General features: G+C 70.0%; 28 protein-coding genes. 19 read left to right on the top strand and 9 right to left on the bottom strand.

The window, feature by feature from the left end; genetic code table 11:
- Nucleotides 1–41: 41 nt before the first annotated feature.
- Entirely contained in the window at nt 42–686 is a 645-nt protein-coding gene (locus BLR04_RS33205) for a B3/B4 domain-containing protein (protein ID WP_090772803.1), read from the bottom strand.
- A gap of 74 nt (nt 687–760) precedes the next feature.
- Between BLR04_RS33205 and BLR04_RS33200 the strand changes: the two genes are divergently transcribed.
- The 10 genes from BLR04_RS33200 to BLR04_RS33155 all read left to right on the top strand — a co-directional run bounded on the left by BLR04_RS33200 (nt 761) and on the right by BLR04_RS33155 (nt 11,683).
- Nucleotides 761–1,327 (top strand): helix-turn-helix domain-containing protein, encoded by a 567-nt coding sequence (locus BLR04_RS33200; RefSeq protein WP_090772800.1) that lies wholly within the window; start codon nt 761–763, stop codon nt 1,325–1,327.
- The gene (locus tag BLR04_RS33195) at nt 1,324–2,640 is read left to right on the top strand and encodes an MFS transporter (RefSeq protein WP_090772798.1); all 1,317 of its coding nucleotides are present in this window, start codon (nt 1,324–1,326) and stop codon (nt 2,638–2,640) included. Before BLR04_RS33200 ends, BLR04_RS33195 begins: the two co-directional genes overlap by 4 nt.
- The gene (locus tag BLR04_RS33190; protein WP_090772796.1) at nt 2,609–3,667 is read left to right on the top strand and encodes an MBL fold metallo-hydrolase; all 1,059 of its coding nucleotides are present in this window, start codon (nt 2,609–2,611) and stop codon (nt 3,665–3,667) included. Before BLR04_RS33195 ends, BLR04_RS33190 begins: the two co-directional genes overlap by 32 nt.
- A 50-nt stretch (nt 3,668–3,717) precedes the next feature.
- Entirely contained in the window at nt 3,718–4,590 is an 873-nt protein-coding gene (locus BLR04_RS33185; protein ID WP_090772794.1) for an SDR family oxidoreductase, read from the top strand.
- A gap of 193 nt (nt 4,591–4,783) precedes the next feature.
- Nucleotides 4,784–5,941 carry an ROK family transcriptional regulator gene (locus BLR04_RS33180; RefSeq protein ID WP_090772792.1) on the top strand — a complete coding sequence of 386 codons (1,158 nt, stop codon included), beginning with the start codon at nt 4,784–4,786 and terminating at the stop codon, nt 5,939–5,941.
- Between the two features lie 25 nt (nt 5,942–5,966).
- Nucleotides 5,967–7,451: a sugar ABC transporter ATP-binding protein gene (locus BLR04_RS33175; RefSeq protein WP_218129261.1), complete on the top strand. Its 1,485-nt coding sequence runs from the start codon at nt 5,967–5,969 to the stop codon at nt 7,449–7,451.
- Nucleotides 7,451–8,473 (top strand): ABC transporter permease, encoded by a 1,023-nt coding sequence (locus BLR04_RS33170; RefSeq protein WP_176903400.1) that lies wholly within the window; start codon nt 7,451–7,453, stop codon nt 8,471–8,473. The genes BLR04_RS33175 and BLR04_RS33170 overlap by 1 nt, the downstream gene beginning before the upstream one ends.
- A complete protein-coding gene (locus BLR04_RS33165) occupies nt 8,470–9,516 on the top strand; it encodes an ABC transporter substrate-binding protein (RefSeq protein WP_090772787.1) in 1,047 nt (348 codons plus the stop codon). Before BLR04_RS33170 ends, BLR04_RS33165 begins: the two co-directional genes overlap by 4 nt.
- An 11-nt stretch (nt 9,517–9,527) precedes the next feature.
- Nucleotides 9,528–10,679 (top strand): Gfo/Idh/MocA family protein, encoded by a 1,152-nt coding sequence (locus BLR04_RS33160; protein ID WP_090772785.1) that lies wholly within the window; start codon nt 9,528–9,530, stop codon nt 10,677–10,679.
- A complete protein-coding gene (locus BLR04_RS33155; RefSeq protein ID WP_090772783.1) occupies nt 10,676–11,683 on the top strand; it encodes a sugar phosphate isomerase/epimerase family protein in 1,008 nt (335 codons plus the stop codon). The genes BLR04_RS33160 and BLR04_RS33155 overlap by 4 nt, the downstream gene beginning before the upstream one ends.
- Before the next feature lie 56 nt (nt 11,684–11,739).
- Here BLR04_RS33155 and BLR04_RS33150 read toward each other — a convergent pair whose 3' ends face one another.
- Nucleotides 11,740–12,420: a DUF4352 domain-containing protein gene (locus BLR04_RS33150; protein ID WP_090772781.1), complete on the bottom strand. Its 681-nt coding sequence runs from the start codon at nt 12,418–12,420 to the stop codon at nt 11,740–11,742.
- A 179-nt stretch (nt 12,421–12,599) separates the two neighbouring features.
- Between BLR04_RS33150 and BLR04_RS33145 the strand changes: the two genes are divergently transcribed.
- Nucleotides 12,600–13,469: an AraC family transcriptional regulator gene (locus tag BLR04_RS33145; protein ID WP_090772779.1), complete on the top strand. Its 870-nt coding sequence runs from the start codon at nt 12,600–12,602 to the stop codon at nt 13,467–13,469.
- Nucleotides 13,470–13,558: 89 nt separating this feature from the next.
- Here BLR04_RS33145 and BLR04_RS33140 read toward each other — a convergent pair whose 3' ends face one another.
- From BLR04_RS33140 to BLR04_RS33130, 3 genes are read right to left on the bottom strand one after another with little or no spacing between them, the layout of a single operon-like run.
- Nucleotides 13,559–14,647: a Zn-dependent alcohol dehydrogenase gene (locus BLR04_RS33140; protein WP_090772777.1), complete on the bottom strand. Its 1,089-nt coding sequence runs from the start codon at nt 14,645–14,647 to the stop codon at nt 13,559–13,561.
- Between the two features lie 22 nt (nt 14,648–14,669).
- On the bottom strand, nt 14,670–14,867 hold the full coding sequence (locus BLR04_RS33135) for a ferredoxin (protein ID WP_090772775.1): 198 nt from the start codon (nt 14,865–14,867) through the stop codon (nt 14,670–14,672).
- A complete protein-coding gene (locus tag BLR04_RS33130) occupies nt 14,864–15,316 on the bottom strand; it encodes a pyridoxamine 5'-phosphate oxidase family protein (RefSeq protein ID WP_090772773.1) in 453 nt (150 codons plus the stop codon). The genes BLR04_RS33135 and BLR04_RS33130 overlap by 4 nt, the downstream gene beginning before the upstream one ends.
- 73 nt (nt 15,317–15,389) lie before the next feature.
- Here BLR04_RS33130 and BLR04_RS33125 point away from each other — a divergent pair, with 73 nt between their 5' ends.
- Nucleotides 15,390–16,019, top strand: a complete 630-nt coding sequence (locus BLR04_RS33125; RefSeq protein ID WP_090772771.1) for a class I SAM-dependent methyltransferase — start codon at nt 15,390–15,392, stop codon at nt 16,017–16,019.
- 3 nt (nt 16,020–16,022) lie between these two features.
- Here the strand turns inward: BLR04_RS33125 and BLR04_RS33120 are convergent, their stop codons facing one another.
- The 4 genes from BLR04_RS33120 to BLR04_RS33105 form a co-directional block, all read right to left on the bottom strand.
- Nucleotides 16,023–16,994, bottom strand: a complete 972-nt coding sequence (locus BLR04_RS33120; RefSeq protein ID WP_176903399.1) for a DUF1702 family protein — start codon at nt 16,992–16,994, stop codon at nt 16,023–16,025.
- Nucleotides 16,995–17,147: 153 nt separating this feature from the next.
- Nucleotides 17,148–18,218: a glycoside hydrolase family 15 protein gene (locus tag BLR04_RS33115; protein ID WP_090772767.1), complete on the bottom strand. Its 1,071-nt coding sequence runs from the start codon at nt 18,216–18,218 to the stop codon at nt 17,148–17,150.
- Entirely contained in the window at nt 18,215–18,925 is a 711-nt protein-coding gene (locus BLR04_RS33110) for a class I SAM-dependent methyltransferase (protein WP_176903398.1), read from the bottom strand. Before BLR04_RS33110 ends, BLR04_RS33115 begins: the two co-directional genes overlap by 4 nt.
- A gap of 46 nt (nt 18,926–18,971) precedes the next feature.
- Nucleotides 18,972–20,219: a glycosyltransferase family 4 protein gene (locus tag BLR04_RS33105; protein WP_090772765.1), complete on the bottom strand. Its 1,248-nt coding sequence runs from the start codon at nt 20,217–20,219 to the stop codon at nt 18,972–18,974.
- Between the two features lie 251 nt (nt 20,220–20,470).
- Between BLR04_RS33105 and BLR04_RS33100 the strand changes: the two genes are divergently transcribed.
- From BLR04_RS33100 to BLR04_RS33080, 7 genes are all read left to right on the top strand, one after another.
- Nucleotides 20,471–21,496, top strand: a complete 1,026-nt coding sequence (locus BLR04_RS33100; RefSeq protein WP_090772763.1) for a GDP-mannose 4,6-dehydratase — start codon at nt 20,471–20,473, stop codon at nt 21,494–21,496.
- Nucleotides 21,497–21,634: 138 nt separating this feature from the next.
- On the top strand, nt 21,635–22,213 hold the full coding sequence (locus tag BLR04_RS33095) for a transcriptional regulator (protein ID WP_090772761.1): 579 nt from the start codon (nt 21,635–21,637) through the stop codon (nt 22,211–22,213).
- Nucleotides 22,206–22,457 (top strand): SRPBCC family protein, encoded by a 252-nt coding sequence (locus tag BLR04_RS42060; RefSeq protein ID WP_245740813.1) that lies wholly within the window; start codon nt 22,206–22,208, stop codon nt 22,455–22,457. The genes BLR04_RS33095 and BLR04_RS42060 overlap by 8 nt, the downstream gene beginning before the upstream one ends.
- A gap of 35 nt (nt 22,458–22,492) precedes the next feature.
- Entirely contained in the window at nt 22,493–23,038 is a 546-nt protein-coding gene (locus BLR04_RS33090; RefSeq protein ID WP_245740811.1) for an SRPBCC family protein, read from the top strand.
- Between the two features lie 27 nt (nt 23,039–23,065).
- A complete protein-coding gene (locus BLR04_RS33085) occupies nt 23,066–23,563 on the top strand; it encodes an AAA family ATPase (RefSeq protein ID WP_090772759.1) in 498 nt (165 codons plus the stop codon).
- Nucleotides 23,564–23,626: 63 nt separating this feature from the next.
- Nucleotides 23,627–23,944: a hypothetical protein gene (locus BLR04_RS40100; RefSeq protein ID WP_143022326.1), complete on the top strand. Its 318-nt coding sequence runs from the start codon at nt 23,627–23,629 to the stop codon at nt 23,942–23,944.
- 55 nt (nt 23,945–23,999) lie between these two features.
- Entirely contained in the window at nt 24,000–24,458 is a 459-nt protein-coding gene (locus BLR04_RS33080; RefSeq protein ID WP_090772756.1) for a GNAT family N-acetyltransferase, read from the top strand.
- The last annotated feature ends 387 nt before the right edge of the window (nt 24,459–24,845 follow it).

Genomic DNA, 24,845 nt, shown 5'->3' with positions numbered 1-24,845 from the left:
GGCCTTTATTACTGTTTCGTATCAACGCTCATACCTTGGGTTTAGTTCCCGTTCAGCAGGAGTCTGCTGGTGATGCGCACCTCAGGGGACAGTTCGGCCAGCAGGTCGGCGAGCTCCTCGCCCGCCTGCTTCAGCTCCTCCAGCGACATCGGCTCCAGGCGCTCGAGCATGAAGATCGCGTTGGTGGTCTCCTCGGTGAGGCGGGTGCGCGCCACCTGGCGCCAGTTCCACCGCCTGCAGGTGACCCCGGCGTCGTCGCGCCAGATGACCTCGCCTGGCTCGGGCTGCCCCAGCGCCTCCTCCGATGCCTCGTCGCCGCTCGCCCTGACCAGCCGCGCCGGGCCGACGTAGCGGTCGAGGTCTTCCCCGCCGATGGGCAGCGCGTGCCTGACGCTGATCGAGTTGTACGCGTCGACGGCCCGGTTGATCTCCGGCAGCGGCATCCGGCGGGTGAGCGCGTCGACCGAGGGGCGGGTGCGCTGCGGCTTGGCCCCGAAGGCGCGGTAGGCGTCCTTCCACGCGTCGATCTTCTCCGTCTGGACCTCGCACGCGGAGGCCGCGGTCAGCCAGGCGCGGGAGCGGTCGTCGCTCGGCCCGTTGCGCAGGCCGTGCGCGGTCATGACCAGCACCGCGAAGTCGGGTCGCAGCGCGAGGACGGAGTCGTCCACCCAGATGTCGTCGAGCATCCCCACAGTCTAGAAGCCGCGGAACAGCAGAATTCCCTTTGCAAAATTGCCTTTGCGGTCTAGGGTCGGGTCGCATGGAGTACAGCTACGAGATCAGTGATCCGCAGGTCCTCAGAGTGGTCGCCCATCCGCTGAGGGTGCGGCTGCTCGGCCTGCTGCGCGCCGACGGCCCGGCCACCGCCAGCGAGCTCGGCCGCAGGACGGGGGAGAGCTCCGGCTCGACCAGCTATCACCTGCGCGAGCTGTTCAAGTACGGCTTCATCGAGGAGGACGCCGACCGGCACGACGGCCGCGAGCGCCGCTGGCGGGCCCGCCATCGCTACACCTCGTGGAACAGCCGCGAGCTGTCCGGCACGGCCGAGGGCAGGGAAGCGGTCCGGATCATGCGGCTGCGACAGGTCGACGAGCTCGCGCACGCCGTCCAGGAGTTCGACGAGAGCGACTGGGAGCCCGGGTGGGTGGAGGTGGCCGGCATGAGCGACCACCTCCACGAGCTGCCCCCGGCCGCGCTGGGCGAGTTCATGGCCCGGGCCGGGGAGGTGCTGGCCGAGCTGGCCGCCCGCCACGCGGGCGACCCGGACGCCCGGCAGGTCCACCTTTGGATCGGCGGCCTCCCCCGCCGCCCCGAGGAACAGGCGTGACGGGCGGCGTGAGCGCGCGTTCGGCCTTACGGCGGTACCTGGTCGTCAGTTTCCTGACCTGGTTGCCGCCGGGGCTCATGTTGGCCTCCATGGTGCTGTTGATGACCGAGCGCGGGCTGACGCTGAGCGAGATCGGGGTCGCCGTGACCGCGTACTCGATCGTGACGGTCGGCCTCGAACTGCCCACGGGCGGGCTCGCCGACGTCATCGGCCCCAGGGTGGTCCTGGCGGCCTCGGCCGCGTTCACCGTGGCCGGGCTCGCGTTGATGACCATGTTCACAAATTTCGGGATGTTCCTGGTGAGCAACGTGCTCATGGGCGTGGCCAGGGCGCTGTCCAGTGGCCCGGCCGACTCCTGGTACGTCGACACGCTCCACCGCGCCGAGGGTCCCGGCGCCGATCTCAAGCCCGGCCTGGCCAGGGGCAGCGCGAGCGGGTCTGTGGCGCTGTGCCTCGGTGTGCTGGCGGGCGGCGCGGCCCCGCTGCTGGTGCCGAGATCGGTGATGTTCCCCCTCGCGGCCCCGCCCCTGCTGGGGGCGGTGGCGGCGGCCGTCCTGCTGGTCGTCGTGGTGTTCGCGCTGCCGGCGCCGGCACGAGAGCGGCGTTCGCTCGCCGGCGTGCTGCGCGGCGTGCCCGCCACCGTGGCCGGGGGCGTGCGGCTGGCCGTCCGCGGCGCCGTGCTGCGCCGGCTGACGCTCGCCGCCGCGGCCTCCGGGGTGGTGCTGACGTCCGTCGAGCTGCTCACGCCGGGCCGGCTGGCCGCGCTGGCGGGTACGGCCGAGCGCGGCGGCCTGGCCTACGCCGTGGTCGCGGCGCTCGGGTTCGCCGGGAGCGCGTTCGGCAGCGCACTCGCCCCCCGGGTGGCGCGGGCGGCCGGCGGTTCGGCGCGGGGCGCCGTCGCGGGCACCGTCATGACCGCGCTGTCCGTCGGCGCGCTCGCCGCGACCGCGGGACTGGACGGCCCCGCCGCGCTGGCCGGCACGGCGCTCGCGTACGTCGCGCTGTTCGCCGGGGTCTCGGTGACCGGGCTGCTCTGCCTGGAGCTGACCCACCGGGCGGTGACCTCGGCCGAGCGCAACACCGTCTCATCGACGAGCTCGTTGTCGCTGCAGGCGGGGGCGGCGGCGGCCAACCTCGGTCTCGGCGCCCTGGCCTCCGGTGCGGGCCTCGTCGCCGCCTGGGCGGTCACCGCGATGGTCGTGCTCGCGTCCGCGGGCCTGTTCTTCCGCATGCCCTTGGGCCGGGTGCCGCGCGATCCGGGTGCAGAACTATATTCGGTACGTGGCGAAATTCGTAGTGACCCCGGCCAGTGAGGCCCAGCGGGACGCGTGGACCGGGGGCGGGTTCCCCGACGTCGAGCAGGTGCGCCCCGGGCTGTGGTCCATCCCGGTGCCCATCCCGATCAACCCCCTCCGGTACGTGCTCGTCTACGCCCTGGAACTCCCCGACGGTGTGGCGATCATCGACGCCGGATGGAACACCGACGAGGCGTACGACGCGCTCGTCGCCGGCCTGGGCGTGACCGGGTACGCGGTGACCGACGTCAAGGGCGTGCTCGTCACCCACATCCACCCCGACCACTACGGCCTCGCGGGGCGCGTGCGCGAGGCGTCGGGCGCGTGGATCGCGCTGCACCCCGCCGACGCCCGCCTGCTCCGCGACCGCTACGACGACGAGGCCGTCGACACCCTGGTCGCCAGGGAGCGCACGCTGCTGCTGCGCTGCGGCGTCCCGCCCGCGACGCTGGAGGAGCTGGCGGGCGCCTCGATGATGATCCGGCGGATGGTGTCCATGGCGACGCCCGACCGGCTCGTCGAGGACGGCGAGGAGCTGCGGCTGCCCGGCTGGGACCTCAGGGCCCTGTGGACGCCCGGCCACTCGCCCGGCCACCTGTGCTTCGTCTCGCCCGGGCGGCGGCTGCTGTTCTCCGGCGACCACGTGCTGGCGAAGATCACGCCCATGGTGGCGGTGCACCCGCAGTCCGGCCCGAACCCGCTCGCCGACTACCTCGACTCGCTGGCCGTCGTGCGCAAGCTGGAGGTGGACGAGGTGCTGCCCGCGCACGAGTACCGGTTCCTGGAGCTGACCGAGCGGGTCGACTACGTGACGGCGCACCACGACGAGCGGCTGGCCGAGGTCGAGCGGGTCGTCGGCGCCCACGACGGGATCGACTGCTGGACGGTCGCCACGCGGCTCACCTGGTCGCGCCCGTGGGAGACGATCCCGCCGTACATGCGCCGCTCGGCCAACAACGAGACACTGGCGCACCTGGTCTGGCTGGAGGCCAAGGGGCGGGTGGTCAGGGAACCGGGCGAGCCGGACCTGTGGCGCCTGGGATGAGGGCGGTTATCGTACTCGTACCAGAATGATGTTCTCCTGTGGGAGGTTCGATGCTGCGGTTCGATGACAGGGTCGCGATCATCACGGGCGCCGGGCACGGACTCGGCAGGTCCCACGCCCTGCTGCTCGCGGAACGGGGCGCCAAGGTCGTCGTCAACGACCTCGGGGGCGCGCTCGACGGCAGCGGAGCCTCCGCCGGGCCCGCCGCCGAGGTCGCCGGTCTCATCACGAAGAACGGCGGCCAGGCGGTCGCCAGCACCGACGACATATCCACCCCGGAAGGCGCGCGGGCCGTCGTCCAGGCCGCCGTCGACGCCTTCGGGCGGGTGGACATCGTCGTCAACAACGCGGGCATCCTGCGCGACCGGTCGCTCGGCAAGATGACGGTCGAGGACTTCGACAGCGTGCTCGCCGTCCACGTCCGCGGCTCCTACCTCGTCAGCCAGGCCGCGTACCCGCTGATGAAGGCGGCCGGGTACGGGCGGGTCGTCAACACGACGAGCCCGGCGGGCCTGTTCGGCAACTTCGGCCAGGCCAACTACTCCACCGCCAAGATGGGCCTGGTCGGCCTCACCAAGACGATCGCCATCGAGGGCGCGCGCAACGGCATCAGGGCCAACGCCATCGCGCCCATCGCCTGGACCCGGATGACCGAGTCGCTGCTCCCTGCCGAGTTCGAGGCGAAGTTCACGCCCGAGCGGGTCAGCGCCCTGGTCGCGTACCTCGTGCACGAGTCGTGCGAGGTGAGCGGCGAGGTGTTCAGCGTCGGCGCCGGGCGGGTGGCCCGCGTCTTCGTCGCCGAGGGGCCCGGCTGGAAGACCGACGACCTCACGCCCGAGGCGATCGCCGACAACTGGCAGTCGGTGATGGCCGAGCAGCCGTACGTCCAGTCGGCCACCGACTCCCTGAAGGCGATGCTCTAGAGCGCGCCCGTCCCCGCCGCCCCAGCGGCGGGGACCTGCTCTTTTCCGGGTACGTCCACCGCCGCCCGGACGGAGCGGATGACCATATATCCACGGCCCGAGTCAGAGGTTTGTTCGATCTTCGGCGGAAGTTCTGGGAGTTTGGTCGATGTAACCCCTTGAATTGCCGCATCGGTGATCTTATTCTCGCGGCATGACCCCCCAGCCGGGCTCTGCCGGCGACGTGCTGACGCTCATCAGCGCGGGCTCCGCGACGACCCGATCCGATCTCGCGAGGCTCACCGGCCTGGCCAGATCCACGATCTCCCAGCGTGTGGACGCGCTCATCGAGCGCGGGCTCATCGAGGAGACCGAGAGCGGCGAGTCGACCGGCGGCCGTCCGCCGCGTCAGCTGCGCCTGCAGACCGAGGACCACGCCTTCGCCGGCGTCGACCTGGGCGCCACGCACTGCCGGATCGCCCTCATGGACATCTCCGGCAGCGTGCTCGCCGAGTGCGAGGACAGCCTGTTGATCGGCGAGGGCCCAGAGACCGTGCTCGCCCACGTCGACCAGCGGATCGACCACCTGCTCGCCCAGGTCGGCAGGCCGCGCAAGGCGCTACGGGCCCTCGGCATGGGGGTGCCAGGCCCGGTCGAGTTCGCCACCGGGCGGCCGAACAACCCGCCGATCATGCCCGGCTGGAACGACTACCCCGTCCCCGAGTACTTCGAGGGCGTGGAGGTCCTGGTCGACAACGACGTCAACGTCATGGCGCTCGGCGAGCACCGGGGCGCCTTCCCCGAGGCCGCCCACCTGCTGTTCGTCAAGGTCGGCACCGGCATCGGCTGCGGCATCATGGCCGAGGGCCGGCTCCACCGGGGCGCCCAGGGCTCGGCCGGCGACATCGGCCACATCCGGGTCAGCGGCCACGACAACGCCGGCTGCCGGTGCGGCAACAGCGCCTGCCTCGAAGCCGTCGCCGGCGGCGCCGCCATCGCCCGCCGGCTGACCGAGCTGGGCCTGCCCGCCGAGTCAGGCGGCGACGTGGTCGAGCTCGTGCAGGCGGGCAACACCCAGGCGCTGCGGCTAGTCCGCGAGGCCGGCCGGCTCATCGGCGAGGTGCTCGCCAGCCTCGTCAACTTCTTCAACCCCGAGGTCATCGTGATCGGCGGCGCGCTGTCGCGGGTGCACGAGCACCTTCTGGCCGGCATCAGGGAGACGGTCTACCGCAGGTCGCTCCCGCTGGCCACGAACCACCTCACCATCACGCCGAGCCGTACGGGGATCAACGCCGCCACGCTCGGCGCGGGGATCCTCGCGATCGAGCACTACCTGTCACCCGAGAACATCAACCGCATCGTCAACGCCTGACCGACCGCCTGAAAGGGACCTCCCGATGCTGGTCATGCAAGGCATCGTCAAGCAGTTCCCCGGCGTTCGCGCGCTGGACGGAGTCGACCTCGACGTACGGGCCGGAGAGGTGCACTGCCTGCTCGGCCAGAACGGCGCCGGCAAGTCGACTCTGATCAAGGTCCTGGCCGGCGCGCACCAGCCGGACGAGGGCACGATCACCTTCGACGGAGCGGTCGTGCGCCCCGGCAGCCCGATCGACGCCATCAGACTGGGCTTCGCCACCATCTACCAGGAGCTCGACCTCGTCGACGGGCTCAGCGTGGCCGAGAACATCTTCCTCGGCCACGAGCACGCCCGCCTGGGGTTCGTCAACCGGGCCGCCGCCAACCGCGCCGCCGCACAGGTGCTCGCCCGCCTCGGGCATCCGGAGATCCGCCCGGCGACCGAGGTCGGACGGCTCTCGCCGGCCGCCAAGCAGGTCGTCTCGATGGCCCGCGCGCTCTCCCACAAGGCCCGCGTGATCATCATGGACGAGCCGTCCGCCGCCCTGGCCCACGACGAGGTCGCCAACCTCTTCCGGATCATCCGCGAGCTCACCGCCGAGGGCGTGGCCGTGGTGTACATCTCCCACCGCCTGGAGGAGATCCGCGAGATCGGCGACCGGGTCACCGTGCTGAAGGACGGCCGTACGGTCGCCGTCGGCCTGCCCGCCCGCGACACGCCGACGTCCCAGATCGTCTCCCTGATGACCGGCCGCAACGTCGAGTACGTCTTCCCGCCCAGGCAGGGCCGCGAGCCAGGCGAGGAGGTGCTGCGCGTGGAGAACCTGAGCGCGCCGGGCGTCTTCTCCGACGTGTCGTTCTCCGTGCGGGCGGGCGAGATCGTCGGCCTGGCCGGGCTCGTCGGCTCCGGCCGGTCGGAGATCCTCGAGGCCGTCTACGGCGCCCGTCCCGCCTCCGGCAGCGTCCTGCTCTCCGGCAGATCGGTGCGGCGCGGCGTCGTCGGCACGGTCAGGAACGGCATGGGCCTGGCCCCCGAGGAGCGCAAGGCGCAGGCCCTGCTCCTCGACCAGAGCGTCACCGCCAACATCACGCTCGGCACGCTGCCGGAGTTCGCCAGGCTCGGCTGGCTCGACCGCGGGCGCGAGCGTGCGGAGGCCCGCAGGCTGGCCGACCTGCTCGACATCCGGCCGCCCGACCCCGAACGCCCGATCCGCACCCTGTCAGGCGGCAACCAGCAGAAGGCCGTGCTCGCCCGCTGGCTGCTCGGCAGCCGCCGGCTGCTCCTGCTCGACGAGCCCACCCGGGGCGTCGACGTGGGCGCCAGGGCCGAGCTGTACGCGGTGATCCACGACCTGGCGAAGAAGGGCATCGGCGTGCTGCTGGTCTCCAGCGAGGTGCCCGAGGTGCTCGGCCTCGCCGACCGGGTGCTCGTGCTGCGCGAGGGCCGGGTCATCCACGAGGGCGCGGCGACGGAACTGGACGAGCACCGCGTACTGGACATGATCATGAATGGGGAGGCGGCGTGATGAGCGAGCCCACGAAATCGCAGGCGCCAGTGGGCGAGGGGCGCGCCGGCCCCCTCGGCGCGACAGTTCCGGCACTGCGCGGCCTCGGCGAGATGCGCCACGTGGGGCTGATCGGAGCGCTGGCGATCCTGGTCGTCGTCGGTCTGGTCACCCGCCCGGACAACTTCGCCACGGCCTCCAACCTGATCAGCATCCTGTCGCTGGCCGCCACGATCGGCGTCATCACCGTCGGCGCCACGTTCGTGATCATCGGCGGCGGCATCGACCTGTCGGTCGGCGCGGTCATGGCGCTCGCCTCGGTCTGGGCGACGACGCTCGCCACCCAGTCGTACGGTCCGGTGGTGATGGCGATCTGCGCCGTCATCGTCGGCACCGGGGCCGGGCTGGTCACCGGCTGGCTCATCGCCTACGGGCGGCTGGTGCCGTTCATCGCCACCCTCGCCATGCTCGTGGCCGCGCGCGGCCTCGCGCAGCGCATGTCCGACCGCAAGACGCAGCTCATCCAGCCGGAGAACTCCGCCCTGGTGGACCTGTCGACCACGCGCGTGCTCGGCATCCCGCTGCTGGTCTACATCTTCGCGCTCGTCGTGGTGCTCGGCTGGGTGCTGCTCAACCGCACGACGTTCGGGCGGCGGACCTACGCCGTCGGGGGCAACCCCGAGGCCGCCCGCCTGGCAGGCATCGACGTGCGCCGGCACACGATGCTGCTCTACGCACTGTCGGGGCTGTGCTGCGGCATCGCAGCCATCATCATCATGGCGCGTACGACGACGGGGTCGTCCACCCACGGCGACCTGTACGAACTCGACGCCATCGCCGCCGTCATCATCGGCGGCACGCTGCTCACCGGGGGCCGCGGGACGATCATCGGCTCGATCCTGGGTCTGCTGATCTTCACGCTCATCACCAACCTGTTCATTCTCAACGGCCTCAACACCAGCGACCAGCTGATCGCCAAAGGCCTGATCATCGTCATCGCCGTCCTTCTCCAGCGGCGGAACTTGAAGGAGAGAGCACCATGAGCGAGAACGTCGCGCGCCGGGGATTCCTCGTCGGCGGAGCAGCCCTCCTTGCGGCGGGTTGCACGAGCAACGAGCCCGCGGCCGCGCCCACGAGCTCGGCCCCCGCGCCCACGGCGGCGGCCGGCGGCAACGACCAGCCAGGCGACCGGGTGGTGATCGGCTTCTCGGCCCCCGCGGCCGACCACGGCTGGATCGCCGCCATCGCCAAGAACGCCGAGACGGCCGCCAAGCAGTACTCCGATGTCGAGTTCAAACCCGTCGAGCCGACGAACGACATCAACCAGCAGATCTCCGCGGTCGAGTCGCTCATCGCGGCCAAGGTGAACGCGCTGGTGATCCTGCCCAACGACGGCCAGCAGCTCAACCAGGTCGCGTTACAGGCGACCGCCGCCGGCATCCCCGTCGTCAACCTCGACCGGGTCTTCCCGAACAAGCTCGCGTACCGGACGTGGATCGGCGGCGACAACTACGGCATGGGCGTGGCCGCCGGCCACTACATCGGCGAGCAGCTGAAGTCGAAGAACGTGTCCAACCCCGTGATCGTTGAGATCCAGGGCATCGCCACGCTCCCGCTCACCCAGGAGCGCAGCCAGGGCTTCGCGGACGCGTTGAAGGAGTACGGCTTCAGCGTCACCGCGAAGCAGGACGCGGCGTTCACCGTCGAGACCGGCAACGAGGTGGCCACGTCGCTGCTCCAGGCGCACAGCAAGATCGACGCGATGTGGAACCACGACGACGACCAGGGCGTCGGCGTGCTCGCCGCCATCAAGGAGGCGAACCGCAGCGAGTTCATCATGGTCGGCGGCGCCGGCTCGGCGAACGCGATGCGCGAGATCCAGTCGGGGACGTCCGTGCTGCAGGCGACCGTGACCTACAGCCCGACCATGGCCTCCTCCGCGATCAAGCTCGCCCGTCTGATAGCACAGGGGAAGGGCATGAGTGATCTGCTGGAGAAGCAGGTGCCGCAGTCGATCACGCTCGCGTCGGAGACCATCACCAAGGACAACGTCGCGGACTACATGTCACTCGGCTTCGAATCCTGATCGGGGGTTGCATGTCAGACAACACCACCATCGGCGTGGGAATGGTGGGCTACGCCTTCATGGGCCGCGTCCACTCCCAGGCCTGGCGCAGCGTCAGCGCCTTCTTCGACCTGCCGCTGCGGCCGCGCATGGCGGCCATCGCGGGCAGGTCCAAGGAGCACACGGAGGCCGCCGCGGCGCAGCTCGGCTGGGCCGCCGTCGAGACAGACTGGAGAGAGCTGGTCAAGCGCGACGACGTGCAGATCGTCGACATCTGCACGCCCGGTGACTCCCACGCGGAGATCGCCATCGCCGCGCTGGAGGCCGGCAAGCACGTCCTCTGTGAGAAGCCGCTGGCCAACACCGTGGCCGAGGCCGAGATCATGGCGGCCGCGGCCGCCGCGGCGCCGGGCAAGAGCATGGTGGCCTTCAACTACCGGCGGGTGCCCGCGATCGCGCTCGCCCGCCGGTACGTCGAGGAGGGCCGGCTCGGCGAGATCAGGCACGTGCGCGCCGCCTATCTGCAGGACTGGATCGTCGACCCCGAGTTCCCGCTGGTGTGGCGGCTGCAGAAGGACAAGGCGGGCGCCGGTGCGCTCGGCGACATCGGCTCCCACATCATCGACGCCGCCCAGTTCATCACCGGCGAGAGCATCCTCGGCGTCTCGGCGCTGACGGAGACGTTCATCAAGGAACGCCCGCTCGCGGCCGCCTCGGCCGGGCTCGGCGCCACCGCGTCCAGCGAGAAGGGCGAGGTCACCGTCGACGACGCGGCCCTGTTCATCGGGCGGCTGTCGGGCGGCGGCCTGGCCTCGTTCGAGGCCACCCGGTTCGCCGCCGGGCGCAAGAACGCGATGCGCATCGAGATCAACGGCTCGCTGGGCAGCCTGGCGTTCGACTTCGAGGCCATGAACGAGCTGTGGTTCAGCGCGGGCGGGGGCGGCTTCGAACGGATCCTCGTCACCGAGCCCGACCACCCGTACGTCGGCGCCTGGTGGCCCCCGGGGCACGGCCTCGGCTACGAGCACACCTTCACCCACGAGATCAGAGATTTCCTGGAAGCGGTCGCCACCGGCGTCGACCCCACGCCGTCGTTCGCCGACGGGCTGCGCGTGCAGCGGGTGCTGGAGGCGGTCGAGCGCAGCGCGGCTGAGGGCAGCCGTTACACCACTGTGGAGGATTGATGAGACCTGTCACGTTGTACACCGGGCAGTGGGCCGACCTGCCGTTCGAGGAGGTGTGCCGGCTCGCCGCCGAGTGGGGTTACGACGGACTCGAGATCTCCTGCTCGGGTGACCACTTCGACGTCGACCAGGCGGTGAACGACCCGTCGTACGTCGAGCAGAAGCGCGCCCAGCTCGACAAGCACGGCCTCAAGGTCTGGACGATCTCCAACCACCTGGTCGGCCAGGCGGTCTGCGACCACCCCATCGACGAGCGGCACAAGGCCATCCTGCCGGCCCGCATCTGGGGCTCGGGCGACCCCGAGTCGGTGCGCCAGGCCGCGGCCGAGGACCTGAAGAACACCGCCAGGGCGGCGGCGCTGCTGGGCGTCGACACCGTCGTCGGCTTCACCGGATCGTCGATCTGGCACACCGTCGCGATGTTCCCGCCGGTGCCCGCCTCGATGGTCGACGCCGGCTACCAGGACTTCGCCGACCGCTGGAACCCGATCCTCGACGTCTTCGACGAGGTCGGCGTGCGGTTCGCGCACGAGGTGCACCCGAGCGAGATCGCCTACGACTACCACACGACCGTGCGCGCGCTGGAGGCCGTCGGCCACCGGCCCGCGTTCGGCCTCAACTGGGACCCGTCCCACATGGTGTGGCAGGACATCGACCCCGTCGGGTTCATCCTCGACTTCAAGGACCGCATCTACCACGTCGACTGCAAGGACACCAAGATGCGCGTCGGCGACGGCCGCAGGGGCCGCCTGTCGTCGCACCTGCCGTGGGCCGACATGCGCCGGGGCTGGGACTTCGTCTCGACCGGCCGCGGCGACGTCCCGTGGGAGGACTGCTTCCGCGCCCTCAACGCGATCGGGTACGAGGGCCCGATCTCGGTCGAGTGGGAGGACGCCGGCATGGACCGTCTTGACGGCGCCAAGGAGGCCCTGGGCTACATCCGCAAGCTCAACTCCATCACCCCGCCCACCACGGCCTTCGACGCCGCCTTCTCCACGACGTAAACCCCCACCACCCCGTCCGACGCCTCTCGCGGCTCACCGCGAGAGGCGTCTCGCCTTCACGCGAGCGTCCACTCGCCCGTCTGGTCGGCGAACCCGCTGTTCAAGGTGAACTGGAACTTCGCCGGGCTCGCCGACTCGGGCAGCTCGAACACGATCACTCCCTTGCGGATGTCGCCCGTGTTGATGGTGACACCCCCGCCGAGACCTTGCCCTTCCTGCACGGTACGCAGAGTGGTCCGGTACTGCTGGCCTTCCCCGTCGATGAGGATCGCTCCGTTCGAGGGAGAGTCGTCATAGACCGCCTGACCGGAGTTCTGCAGCGTCACCTCGACGGCGACGAGCCTCTTACCGGTGTCAGGTTGTGAGAACCGCTCCGGCGTGGCACGGTCCACAACCCGTGCCACCGTCACTGTCACCTTGAGACCAGGGTCGTTGCCCGCCAGCGTGAGAGAGCCGCCAACGGCCGCCGTGGTCGACTGCTGCCCCGCGGTGGGAGGCGGCGACGCAGGCGGGTGGGACGGCAGCACCATGGTCGGCGGTTCCGCCTCCAGCACCGCCACTCTTTCCCGCACCGCTTCCTGGCCGGCGTTCGCCACCACCAACACGACAGCCCCGCACCCTCCCAAAAGCAACAGCGGGAGACCGATCGCCAGCAAGAGGATCAAACCCGTGTTGCTCTGGCGCGGCGGCGGAGCGGCGGGGCCGTATCCGTACGGCGGTTGAGGCGGGTAACCCATGGCGACACTCCTGAGACTAGAGAGAATGACGCAATGGGACGTTCCAAAAGTCCGTTCGGTTGGCCTTCGCGCGTGTCCATATCCGGACAAGTGCGTACGGGCGCCTGATCGGAACGGTTCTCGGTGGTCGGGTACGGTCGGGGGGTTCTTCGGCAGGGTTGAGGACGGAAGGAGGGCCTGTGATCTCAGCGCTCAACCGGCTGGTCAGCCTCGTCGAGGAGCATCTCGGTGAGGAGCTCGACGTGCACGCGCTGGCCAGGGAGCTCGGCACGACCGAGTACCACCTGCGCCGGATGTTCTCGTCGCTGGCCGGCATGCCCCTGTCGGAGTACGTGCGCCGGCGCCGTATGACGGTCGCCGCCGCCGACGTCGTCCGGGGTGCGGACGATCTGCTGAGCATCGCCGTCCGGTACGGGTACGGCTCGGCCGAGGCGTTCGGACGCGCGTTCCGCGCCGTCCACGGCGCCGGTCCTGGTGACGTGCGCCGCGACGGAGGCCCCCTTCGCACACAACCGCAGCTCAGGTTCCGCCTGACCGTCGAAGGGAGCATCCCCATGGACACCCGCATCGTCGAACGCCCCGCGTTCCGGCTGATCGGGCACGCGACCCGCGTCCCGCTCATCTACCAGGGCGTCAACCCGCACATCCAGCGGCACATCGCCGCGCTGCCGCAGGAGGAGCACCAACGGCTGAAGGACCTCGGCGACGCAGAGCCTGGCGGGCTGCTGCAGGTCACCGACGACATCGACCCCGACGCCCCCGAGGGCACCGAGCTGACGTACCTGCACGGGGTGGCCGTCTCCCAGGAGACGCCGCAGCCCGGCGACCTCGACGCCATCGAGGTGCGGGCCGGCATGTGGGCGGTCTTCCGCACCTCAGGGCCGTATCCGCAGGCGCTGCAGACGGCCTGGGCCGCGACCGCGACCGAGTGGTTCCCGTCCAACCCGTGGCGGTTGCGGCCGGGACCGTCGATCGTCGCAGTCCTGGAGCGCGCCGCCGACTTCAGCAGCGCGACGTGCGAGCTGTGGATGCCGGTCGAACCGGCGTGATGTGACGCGCGATCGGGCGAGCCGCCAGAGCAGCCCAGGGCCGCCTCAAGCTGCCCAGAGCTTGAGGCGGCTCGCCCGACCGGCGCTGACTAGTCGATGAGGACGATCTGACGCAGGGCCTCGCCGCCGCGCAGGGCCGCCACCGCGTCGTTGAGGTCGCCGAGGCGGATGCGGGCGCTGATCATGGATTCGAGGTCGAGCAGCCCGGCCTTGTACAGCTTGGCGAAGTACGGGAAGTCGTGCCGCACGTCGGACTCGCCGTACAGGCTGGACAGCAGGTTCTTGCCCTCGAACAGCAGGCTGAACGCCGAGAACGACACCATGTCGTCCATGGCGCCCGCACCCACCACGATGACGTCGCCGCCCGACCGGGTGATCTGCCACGCGCTCTGGATGGTGGCGGCCTTGCCGACCACCTCGAAGCCGTAGTCGAAGCCGGCGCCGCCGGTGAGCTCGGCGATCGCGCCGGGCACCTGGTCGGGCGTCACCGCGTGGGTGGCCCCGACCTTCCTGGCCAGCTCGTGCTTCGACTCCAGGGGATCGACCGCGAGGATCGTCCTGGCGCCGGAGATGCGCGCGCCCTGGATCACCGACAGGCCGACGCCGCCGCAGCCGATCACCGCGACCGTGGAGCCCGGGCGTACCTTCGCGGTGTTGAAGACCGCGCCGACGCCGGTGGTGATGCCGCAGCCGATGAGGGCCGCGACCTCCCACGGGACGTCGTCGTCGATCTTGATCCCGGCGTGCGCGGGCACCACGATCTCCTCGGCCCAGGTGCCGCACCCGGCCATCCCGAACGCCGTCGCGCCGTCGCCGCCGAAGCGGAAGTTGCCCTTGGTGAACGACTCCATCAGGTACCGCTTGCACAGGTACGGCTGCCCGCGCGTGCACGAGTCGCAGGCGCCGCAGGCCGGCGTCCAACTGATCACCACGTGGTCGCCCGGCGCGAGCGCGGTGACGTGCTCGCCGACCTCCACCACCTCACCCGCGCCCTCGTGTCCGGGGATCAGCGGTACGGGCATGGGCAGCACGCCCGACATGGCCGACAGGTCGGAGTGGCAGACGCCGGTGGCCCTGATCCGGACCCGGATGTCGGCCGGCCCGACCGGAGCCAGGGTGACATCATCGCGGATGTCGAGTTTGTCGCTGCCTACGGCGTGCAGGATCGCGGCGCGCATGGATTCCTCCTCGTACCCGGGGTCAGGGTCGTTCCACAAGCGAGAGAGCGGCTTTGGGGCAGGACCTGACCGCGTGGCGGACGTGGTCCCGCAGTTCGGGGGGTGGTTCGGGAAGAAGGATGTGCAGCTGGTCGTCGTCGTCCAGCTCGAACACCTCGGGTGCGAGCCCCGCGCACACGCCGTTGGCCTCGCAGACCAGCTCGTCCACACTGACTTTCATGTGAGCCTCCTGTGATCCCATGAGACCACTTTGGTGCTCTCGACGACGTAGGCGAGCCGCTTGAGCCCGGTCTTCTCGACGTACGGCAGGAGCAGCTCGTCCGGCACGCCGGGCGTCATCCGGCGGGCGATGGCCATGCCGACGGCGAGGACGCCGTCACGGGACCCCACGGGGCGCGCCGTGCCGTACACGAGGACGCCGCGCAGCTCGGTGTACTCGTCGCCGGCCTCGGCCAGGCAGCTCACGCGCGGGTCGCGCTCGAGGTTGCGGGCCTTCTGGGACTTGGCGTACGTCCAGAACGCGATCCGTCCCTCGCTCAGGGCGTGGAACATGGTCACGAGGTGCGGCGTGCCGTCCGGGTTGATGGTCGCGAGCTGCAGCTTGCGTGAGCCCTCCAGGAAGGAGGTGACGTCGTCGTCCGACATCGAGATGCGAGCGCGCTGATTCACGTGCCAAGTAGAACAGGTTGCAGAACGGCCCGGCAAGAGCCCGCCGGAATGTTATTCGGTTGGGCTAGGGTGCATGCCCATGACGATGCCGCCGGAGCTGCTGTACGCGGCCAGGAACGCCAAGGGTTTCATGCCGGACGACGAGGGCCTCGCCCTGTACGAGACGGCCTGCCGCTACGGCGAACTCGGCCCCATCTGCGAGATCGGCACCTACTGCGGAAAGTCGGCCGTCTACCTCGGCGCGGCCGCGCGGCAGGCCGGGTCCGTGGTGCTCACCGTCGACCACCACCGCGGCTCAGAGGAGATCCAGCCGGGCTGGGCCTACCACGACCCCACCCTGGTCGACCTCCGCTTCGGGAAGATGGACTCCCTGCCGGTGTTCCGCGCGACGATCGCCGCGGCCGGGCTGGAGGAGGAGGTGATCGCGATCGTCGGCAGGTCCGAGCGCGTCGCCGGGCTCTGGAACACGCCGCTCGGCATGCTCTTCATCGACGGCGGTCACTCCGAGGAGCCCGTCACGCTCGACTACGAGGGCTGGTCGCCGCACGTCATGACCGGCGGCGCGCTGGTCTTCCACGACATCTACCCCGACCCGGCCGACGGCGGACAGGCGCCGTACCGCGTCTACCTGCGGGCGCTGGAGTCGGGGAAGTTCACCGAGGTGTCCGTGACGGGCTCCCTCCGCGTGCTGGAGCGCGTCTGACGTCTAGTGGTGGTGGTGGCGGCGGGTCCAGGCGCGGCGGATCTGGCTCTGCCAGCTCTGGAAGTCCTCGTGGGTGTGCGCCTCGTGCCCGAGCGCGATGAGTGCCCGGTCCGTCCACGAGGCGGCCTCGTCGGGCTCGGCGCCCGCCAGGATCGGCACGGCCCGCTCCACGTGGCCGGGCACCGTCCCGGCGCGCATCCGGGCCGACACCGCGAACGCGCACCCCTGCGCCAGGTAGGCGCGGAACCCGTCGGCCGCCGCCTGCTCGGTCAGCCACCACAGCTCGTCGGGCTCGGCCCCGCCGGTGTACGTCGCGGCGAACCCGACCCCGCTCCACAGATCGGCCCGCCGCGACGGCGGGTACGCGCCGATCCTGGCGGCGACGTCGTCGGGCGAGCCGCAGTCGTGGTACCAGAGCAGGCGGCCGAGCCCCTGGTCGAACACCGCGCAGTGGGCCCGCGTGAGCAGATCGGGCATCGTCCGCTCACCGATCATGCGGTCCGCCCTGGACAGGCTCCACTGGAACCCGAAGCCGTCCACGGCGAGCCAGCGCAGCAGCGGATGGGCCCCGCGGGCCCCGCGTACCGGGCGCAGCCGCAGCTGCGCGTACGCGCGGCCGGCGCCCAGGTAGGCGGCGTGGCGGTGATGCTGGGCGGGGCCGGCCAGTAGCTCGTGAAGGCGCCGGCCCCGGGTCATGGTGAGCAGGTCGAGCACGGTGCAGCCCGCGGCCGCGCCCTCGTAACCGAAGTGCCGCTGGTCCTCCGGCAGTTCCTCGACCTTCTCGATCTCGCGTGACATCACCGCGTTGAAGCCGAGCACGTACGACCGCTCCGCCGCGATGAAGACCGACCGGACGGGCCCGCCCCGGAGCCGGAAGCGGCGGCGGCTCAGGTCGGACTCCAGTGGATCCTTGGCCAGCAACCTCCGCAGCCCCCGCGGTGGGGACAGTGTCGGCTCGGTCCTGCCCTGGTCCAAGAACGATGTTGTGCCCGTGTCGCCCACGCTTCCCCCGAAGACGCCTCGTACGGCCACCCACGAAGCTAGTGACCCTCTTGCGCGGCTGACCGGCGGCACACCGGATTTCCCCGGCAAAGAACCCGCAAAAGCGCTTGTCTTCGAGGCCTGACGTCAGAGGATCTCGTCGGCCGCGTTCGGGGGCAGCCGGCCTCCCGTACCGGCGGCGCAGCCGCACACGTCCGGGTCGGAGACGCAGGCGCCGTCGACGTCGCGGAACAGTCCCGAGCCGGGGGAGTACCCGAACAGCGCGTCGGCGGCCAGGACGACCGCGGCCGCGGTGTAGCCGGAGCGCTCGTGCGGGAAGTGCCGGCGGTTCACGAACTGCCAGCCCGTCCAGTACGAGCCGTCCTCGTGCCGCAGGTGCTGCATGTCGGCGAACAGCGCGAGCGCCCGCTCCCTGTCCCCCACGGCGTCGAGCGCCAGCACCAGCTCGCACGTCTCGGCCCCGGTCACCCACGGCTGGTCGGACACGCACCGGATGCCGAGCCCCGGCACCACGAACGTGTCCCACTCGCGTTCGAGCAGTTCGGCCGCCCGCCGGCCGCGCACCGCGCCGCCGAGCACCGGGTAGTACCAGTCCATCGAGAAGCGGCTCTTGTCGGCGAACGCCTCGGGGTGGTCGTTCAGCACGTGCGCCAGCCGGTCGGCGGCCAGCTCCCAGTGCGGCTGCGGGTCGCCCAGGTGGTCGGCCAGCCGTACGCCGCAGCGCAGCCCCTGGTGGATCGAGGAGCAGCCGGTGAGCAGCGCGTACGTGGCGGGCGTGCCCTCCGCGTCGCGCTCCCACACGATCTCGCCGCGCTCGGTCTGCATGTCCACCACGAAGTCGAGCGCGGCCTTGACCATCGGCCAGCTCTCCTCGGTGAAGCGCTGGTCGCCGGTGACGAGGTGGTGGTGCCAGATCCCGGCGGCGACGTACGCGGCGTGGTTGGTCTCACCGCCGCGCTCGGCGGGCGCGCCGTCGATCAGCTTCATCGGCCACGAGCCGTCGTCGCGCTGGTGGCGGGCCAGCCAGGCGTAGCCGCGGCGCACCGGCTCCCGCAGGCCCGCGACGGACATGGCCATCAGGCACTCGACGTGGTTCCAGGCGTCCACGTGGCCCTCGGGCCACGGCACGCCGCCGTCTTCCTGCTGGATCGCCGCGATGCTCTCGGCCGTTCGCGCGACCTGCTCGCGCGAGATCATGGCTTGCGGACGTAGAGGACCACGCTCTTGCCGATGATCGGGTTGAGCAGGCTCTCGGCGATGCGGGTGGCCGCCGGCCGCTTCATGATGTCCCACACCAGCAGCTCGTGGTACGCCTTCGCCAGCGGGTGGCCGTCGTTGTTGACCCCGACCGCGCACTTGATCCACCAGTACGGCGCGTGCAGCCCGTGGGCGTGGTGGTGCGGGCCGATCTCGAACCCGACCGACTTCAGCTTGGCCGACAGCTCGGCCAGCGTGTAGATGCGCACGTGCCCGCCGGGCGCGGTGTGGTACGCCTCGTCCAGCGCCCAGCAGATGCGTTCCGGCAGGAAGCTCGGGACGGTCACCGCGGCCGTTCCGCCCGGCTTGAGCACGCGGAAGATCTCCCGCATGGCCGCCATGTCGTCGGGGATGTGCTCCAGCACCTCGGCCGCGATGACGCGGTCGAAGCCGCCGTCCTCGAACGGCATGTCCAGCGCCGTGCCCTGGACGGTCCGCCCGGCGGCGCCGGGCGGCACCTCGCCTTCCTTCTCCATCGCCGCGAACATGGCCGTCACGCTGTCGAGCTCGGACTGGTCCATGTCGAAGGCGACGACGTCGCCCCCGCGGCGCAGCACCTCGAAGGCGTGCCGGCCGCCGCCGCAACCCAGGTCGAGTACGCGCACGCCGGGGCCGACGGGCAGCCGGTCGAAGTCCACGGTCAGCACTTGGTAGCTCTCTCCTCGCGATTCGGCGCGGTCGGGGGGTTTCGGTTCAGCGCTTGGTCCGGGCCGCGATGGCCTCGTGGTACGCCTCGACGGTTCGCTTCGCGACGACGTTCCAGGTGTAGCGCTCCATGACGCGGTCGTATCCGGCCCGGCCGAGGCGCTCGCGCTCCTCGGGCGAGTCGTGCAGCCGGCGCAGCGCCGCGGCCAGTTCCTCGGCGTCGCCCGGCGGCACCTGCACGGCCGCGTCGCCCACGACCTCGGGCAGCGCCCCCGTGTTGCTGGCGATCAGCGGGGTGGCGCAGGCCATGTGCTCCACGGCGGGCAGCGAGAAGCCCTCGTAGAGGCTGGGCACGACGGAGATCTCGGAGGTGGCGATGAGCTCGCCCAGCTCGTCGTCCGAGATGCCGTGCACGAACCGTACGCGGTCGTGCAGCGAGAGCTCCTGGACGAGCTGCTCGGTCGGGCCGCCCGGGGTGGGCTTGCTGACGACGGTGAGGTTGACGTCGCGTTCGGTGGCCAGCTTCGCCACCGCCCGCAGCAGCGTGGCGACGCCCTTCATCGGGGAGTCGGCGCTGGCCACGGCCACGATCGAGCCCTTGCGGCGCGGCTTGTCGGGGCGGGGGTGGAAGTAGCGGGTGTCGACGCCGAGCGGGATCAGGCGCATGTTGGCCTGCGGGACGTTGAAGTCGCGGTGGATGTCGGCCAGCGACGACTCGCTGACGGTCAGGATGGGGCTCAGCCGGGGGGCGACGCGTGACTGCATCTTCACGAAGCCGTACCAGCGGCGCATGGAGAGCCTCTTGGCGCCCTGCGCGGCTTCGAGCTCGATGCGGCGGTCGACGCTGATGGGGTGGTGGATGGTGCCGACCACCGGGAACAGCTTCTGGATGCCGAGCAGGCCGTAGCCGAGGGTCTGGTTGTCCTGGACGACGTCGAAGTCGCCGACCCTCTTCTTCAGCTCGCGGTACGCGCGCAGGGTGAACGTCAGCGGCTCGGGGAAGCCGGCGGTCCACATGGTGCCGACCTCGAGCAGGTCGATCCAGTCGCGGTACTCGTGCAGCTTCGGCGTCCTGAACGGGTCCTCGTCGCGGTAGAGGTCGAGGCTCGGGACCTTCCGCAGGATGACGCCCTCGTCCAGTTCGGGGTAGGGCTGGCCGGAGAAGACCTCGACGTGGTGCCCGAGCGCTACCAGCTCGCGGCTCACGTGGCGGAGGTAGACACCCTGTCCGCCACAGGTGGGCTTGCTGCGGTAGGACAGCAGCGCGATCCGCAGCGTTCGCTCCTGCACGGACACCCCTTTCTCCGCCGGTATGGCCCTGAGCCGGGCGTGTACCGTGAAAGATGACCTTAGTCCGAGAAGGCTACCACTCGGTAGGTCTGCTGGAATTGTCCACAACGCCGGTCATATGCGGCGCGAACTGCGACGTTACCGTAACCGAGCGTGGTTCGGTGGAACGCGTTCTATCAGGCTTTGGTGTCCCGTCGAGGCGCTTGGTTGTACATTCCCGTCCCAAAGGGATGCGGAAGGCGATATTTGGAGGATCCTTGGCCAGGCGTGCTCTGATCACCGGCATCACCGGCCAGGACGGCTCGTACTTGGCGGAGCACCTGCTCGATCAGGGGTACGAGGTGTGGGGGCTGGCCCGGGGGCAGGCGAACCCGCGCGTCTCCCGGATGCGCAAGCTGCTCTCCGACGTGCAGGTGGTCCGCGGCGACCTGCTGGACCAGGGGTCACTGATCTCCGCCGTGGAACGTGTTCGGCCTGACGAGGTCTACAACCTGGGGGCGATCTCGTTCGTGCCCATGTCGTGGGAGCAGGCGGAGCTCACGGCCGAGGTGACCGGGATGGGCGTCCTGCGGATGCTGGAGGCCATCCGGGTGTGTTCCGGAGTGTCGCGCGGGGCTGCGGCGCCGTCCGGACAGATCCGCTTTTATCAGGCTTCGTCGTCTGAGATGTTCGGCCAGGTCACCGAGACTCCGCAGAACGAGCGCACCGCGTTCCACCCGCGCTCGCCGTACGGGGTAGCCAAGGCGTACGGACACTTCCTCACCCAGAACTACCGCGAGTCCTACGGCATGTACGCCGTCTCCGGCATCCTGTTCAACCACGAGTCGCCGCGGCGCGGGGCCGAGTTCGTCACCAGGAAGGTGTCGCTCGCGGTGGCCCGCATCAAGCTCGGCATGGCCACCGAACTGCGCCTCGGCAACCTGGAGGCCCGGCGCGATTGGGGGTACGCCGGCGACTACGTCAAGGCCATGCACCTGATGCTGCAGGCCGACGTACCCGAGGACTACGTGATCGGCACCGGGCACATGAAGTCGGTGCGCGAGCTCGCCGAGGCCGCCTTCGACGCCGTCGGCCTCGACTGGGAGCAGTACGTGGTGACCGACCAGAAGCTGCACCGGCCCGCCGAGGTGGACCTGCTGTGCGCCGATCCGAAGAAGGCGCGCACGCAGCTCGGCTGGGAGCCGCGGGTGTCGTTCGACGAGCTGGTGGCCATGATGGTCGAGTCCGACCTCCGCCTCCTCGCCGACGGCGGCGACCCCGACCAGGACAGCTCCTGGCCCTGACCCCCTGTCGTGACGGGCGCGCGCCACACGTGATCCCCGCCTGCCCACGCCCCGTACCCGCCGCGCCGCCCCTCTCGGGCGGCGCTTTTTCGTGACCCATTGACAAAAAGGCTTTTTACGTAAAGGATTGTTTTTGCGATGAGAGACGTCCTGTACCTGGAAGAGATCGAGCAGGCCGAGGCACTGCTCAAGCCGCAGCGCGTGGAGGTGCTGCGGCAGCTCGCCGAGCCGCGCACCTGCTCAGAGGTTGCCGAGCGGCTCGGGCAGACCCCGCAGCGGGTCTACTACCACGTCAAACGCCTGGTGGAAGCCGGGCTGGTCGACCAGGTGGCCGAGCGGAAGGTGCGCGGCATCCACGAGGGCATCTACCAGGCCGGCGCCCGCTCGTACTGGCTGTCGCCTCGCCTGGTCGGCCGGATCGGGCTGCGCCGGGCGCGCGACGAGCTGAGCCTCGGCTACCTGCTCGACCTCATGGAAGAGGTGCAGGCCGACGTCGCCGCCCTCGACAGGAACGCGCCGGAACTCCCGTCCATCGGGCTGTCGGGCGAGATCCACGTACGTCCCGAACACCGGCAGGACTTCCTCAACGATCTGCAGGGCCTGCTCCAAGACCTGTTCACCCGATACGGCGGAGCCGAAGGCGACGCGTTCAAGCTCGCGGTCGCCTGCTACCCCAAAGCCGATCAACAGCCAGAAGGAGTACGAGACGATGAGTGAGCCCATGACCATCCGTGCCCGCGTCGCCGCGCCCGTCAAGGAGGTGCGACAGGCGCTGACCGACCCGGCGGCCATGCGCGTCTGGCTGGCCGAGCACGCCGAGGTGGACCTCCCCGAGCGGTATGCCTTCTGGGACGTACGACGCCGGAGGGCGACGCGCCGCACCAGCGGCCGCTGCACACGGACGAGCGTACGATCCGCTTCGCCTGGCTGCTCGACGGCGAGGAGACGACCTCCGAGCTGAGCGTCGAGGCCGACGGCGACGCGACGATCGTCACCGTGTCGCAGACGCACTTCGACTTCCAGGACGTCATCACCGGTAAGAGCATCCGCGGGGTGCTCGAGACGTACTGGGGCCAGGCGCTGGCCAACCTGGCCGAGCACTGCGAGGGCCGCGAGCTGACGCCCAGGGTCGACTACACCGCCACCGACCTGCGGGCTTCCGTTGTGATCGACGCCGAGCCGGCCACGGTGTTCACCTCGCTGACCGACTCGGAGACCGTCACGCGGTGGTTCGGCTTCCCGATCGAGATCGAGCCGCACGTGGGCGGCCGGTTCGCGATGGGCGGCCTCGCCAACGACCCCAATCCGGCCAAGGTGGTCGACCTGGTGCCCGACCGTAAGTTCTCAATCGACTGGGGCGGCGCAGGGGTCGGCACGTGGGAGCTCGAGGGGTCGGGCGGTAAGACGCGGCTGACGCTGGTGCAGAGCGGGTTCGACGAGTCGCGTCCGCCGTACGCGGCGTGGGGCGGCATCCTGTCGGGCCTGGCCGAGCTGCGGCGCTACCACGAGGTGCCCGACTGGCAGCCGGTGATCCTGGCATAAACCTGGCCGCGAAGGAACCCTCCATCCATGGGCATCAGGAACTACTTGATCGAAGGAGTTTCCGGCACCGGCAAGACGTCGGTCTGCAAGGAATTACGGCGGCGCGGCCATCACGCCGTCGACGGCGACTTCGAATTGGCCTATCAGGGCGATCCGGTAACGGGTGTGCCGACGAGCGGACTGACGCACGAGAACCACCTCTGGCGGGTGGACAAGGTACTTGCCCTGGTCGCCGACCGCGACAGGCCGGTGACATTCTTCTGTGGCGGTTCCAGGAACTTCTCCCGGTTCATTCATGTGTTCGACGGGGTTTTCGTGCTGGAAGTCGACCTCGACACGTTGCACCGGCGACTCGACCAGCGGTTGGAAGGCGAGTGGGGGAGCAGGAAAGCGGAGCGCGAACTCATCGTGCGACTGCACCGGACGAAAGAAGACGTCCCGAGGAACGGCGTCCCCGTCGACGCCACCGTGCCGCTCGCGCACGTCGTGGACGAGATCCTGCGCCGAACCGAAGCCGTGCAGTGACGGGCGACGCTACGTATTCTTCCGGCCGTCCGCTGCTACGGTCGAGCTTCGTGAAGGGGGGACATGGTGAAGGTGTTCGTACGGATCACCGTTGTCGCGTCGGTCGTATGCGGCTTGGCTTTCGCCGTCCAGGCCGGAGCGTCGGCCGACACGCCACGCGAAATGCGGTTGCTCGGACGGGGGCTCGAAACGATGTTCGACGATCGGGTGATCTCCTACAACTCGCCCAGCCGTGATTCGCCGACGACCGTCAGCGGTCCGCTGAATTCCGGAACGTCCACCGGCAGCAACCAGTACTACAGCGTTGGAAATGTCATCAACAGCGGTGACTTCTCCAACGGAAACGGAGTTCTCTCGCCGAAATCCGGACGGGCCGGATAGCGAGCGGGACCATATTCGGATGCGGCCACGCGTGCAGCCGCGTAGCCTCCGCCTCATGACCGATCGTGCCTTCGTCCCTGACGATTTCACCGTCCCCCCGCACCTGGTCACGCCACAGTTCCGCCTGGAACCCCTGGGCCCTCAGCACAACGCTTCCGATCACGCCGCCTGGATGAGCAGCATCGAGCACATCCGCACCACCACCCCGGGCTTTCCGTACGGGAATTGGCCTCCAGCGGGCGGCATGACCCTGGAGGCGAACCTCGCCGACCTCCAGCGCCACGCGAAAGACTTCGCCCGGCGTCGCGGCTTCACCTACACCGTCCTCGATCCGGACGGCGGTGAGGTGATCGGATGCGTCTACATCTACCCCTCCCGAACCGGCACCCACACCAACGTGCATTCCTGGGTCCGAGCCGACCGAGCCCACCTGGACGCACCCCTGTACAAAGCCATCTCAACCTGGCTGTCCACCCAATGGCCCATCGAGACGATCAACTACCACCCACGCTGACACCCCCTCCGCCTACAGCGGTCCCCTTCTTGACGGCGGGTCTTCCGTGGCGGTGGGTCCTAATCAGTTCTGGGAGTAAGCCATCCGGCAGACTCCTGGTGGTAGCCGCTGACAGGTGAGCACTCTGGGTTCCTGGACATCGAGTCCTGGTGAAAGACCGTGCCCCTGCCGGTCGGCCGGGAGAGTTGATCGCTGATGGGATGTCGTGCCCGCCCGCAGAGGCGTGAGCACTGCTTGATTAGGTCGCTGATGGTTCTCCCGCAGGCTGCTGAAGGTGATCGGCATCGAGAACGGGAGGACCGTTGCGACTGTTCGTGGGTGATGACTGGGCCGAAGACCACCACGACGTGGAGGTGATGGACGGCTCCGGCCGGCGGTTGGCCAAGG

This window comes from Nonomuraea maritima, from assembly GCF_900100395.1.
GTDB classification, from domain to species: Bacteria; Actinomycetota; Actinomycetes; order Streptosporangiales; family Streptosporangiaceae; genus Nonomuraea; species Nonomuraea maritima.
Note: the sequence above shows the minus strand (reverse complement) of the source record. Positions and strands in the feature narration are given on the sequence as shown.

Coding starts and splice junctions, on each gene's coding strand:
- BLR04_RS33205 (WP_090772803.1), bottom strand. CDS start 686: ATGCTCGACGACATCTGGGTGGACGACTCCGTCCTCGCGCTGCGACCC.
- BLR04_RS33200 (WP_090772800.1), top strand. CDS start 761: ATGGAGTACAGCTACGAGATCAGTGATCCGCAGGTCCTCAGAGTGGTC.
- BLR04_RS33185 (WP_090772794.1), top strand. CDS start 3,718: ATGCTGCGGTTCGATGACAGGGTCGCGATCATCACGGGCGCCGGGCAC.
- BLR04_RS33180 (WP_090772792.1), top strand. CDS start 4,784: ATGACCCCCCAGCCGGGCTCTGCCGGCGACGTGCTGACGCTCATCAGC.
- BLR04_RS33175 (WP_218129261.1), top strand. CDS start 5,967: ATGCTGGTCATGCAAGGCATCGTCAAGCAGTTCCCCGGCGTTCGCGCG.
- BLR04_RS33170 (WP_176903400.1), top strand. CDS start 7,451: ATGAGCGAGCCCACGAAATCGCAGGCGCCAGTGGGCGAGGGGCGCGCC.
- BLR04_RS33165 (WP_090772787.1), top strand. CDS start 8,470: ATGAGCGAGAACGTCGCGCGCCGGGGATTCCTCGTCGGCGGAGCAGCC.
- BLR04_RS33160 (WP_090772785.1), top strand. CDS start 9,528: ATGTCAGACAACACCACCATCGGCGTGGGAATGGTGGGCTACGCCTTC.
- BLR04_RS33150 (WP_090772781.1), bottom strand. CDS start 12,420: ATGGGTTACCCGCCTCAACCGCCGTACGGATACGGCCCCGCCGCTCCG.
- BLR04_RS33140 (WP_090772777.1), bottom strand. CDS start 14,647: ATGCGCGCCGCGATCCTGCACGCCGTAGGCAGCGACAAACTCGACATC.
- BLR04_RS33135 (WP_090772775.1), bottom strand. CDS start 14,867: ATGAAAGTCAGTGTGGACGAGCTGGTCTGCGAGGCCAACGGCGTGTGC.
- BLR04_RS33125 (WP_090772771.1), top strand. CDS start 15,390: ATGCCCATGACGATGCCGCCGGAGCTGCTGTACGCGGCCAGGAACGCC.
- BLR04_RS33115 (WP_090772767.1), bottom strand. CDS start 18,218: ATGATCTCGCGCGAGCAGGTCGCGCGAACGGCCGAGAGCATCGCGGCG.
- BLR04_RS33095 (WP_090772761.1), top strand. CDS start 21,635: ATGAGAGACGTCCTGTACCTGGAAGAGATCGAGCAGGCCGAGGCACTG.
- BLR04_RS42060 (WP_245740813.1), top strand. CDS start 22,206: ATGAGTGAGCCCATGACCATCCGTGCCCGCGTCGCCGCGCCCGTCAAG.
- BLR04_RS33085 (WP_090772759.1), top strand. CDS start 23,066: ATGGGCATCAGGAACTACTTGATCGAAGGAGTTTCCGGCACCGGCAAG.
- BLR04_RS40100 (WP_143022326.1), top strand. CDS start 23,627: ATGGTGAAGGTGTTCGTACGGATCACCGTTGTCGCGTCGGTCGTATGC.
- BLR04_RS33080 (WP_090772756.1), top strand. CDS start 24,000: ATGACCGATCGTGCCTTCGTCCCTGACGATTTCACCGTCCCCCCGCAC.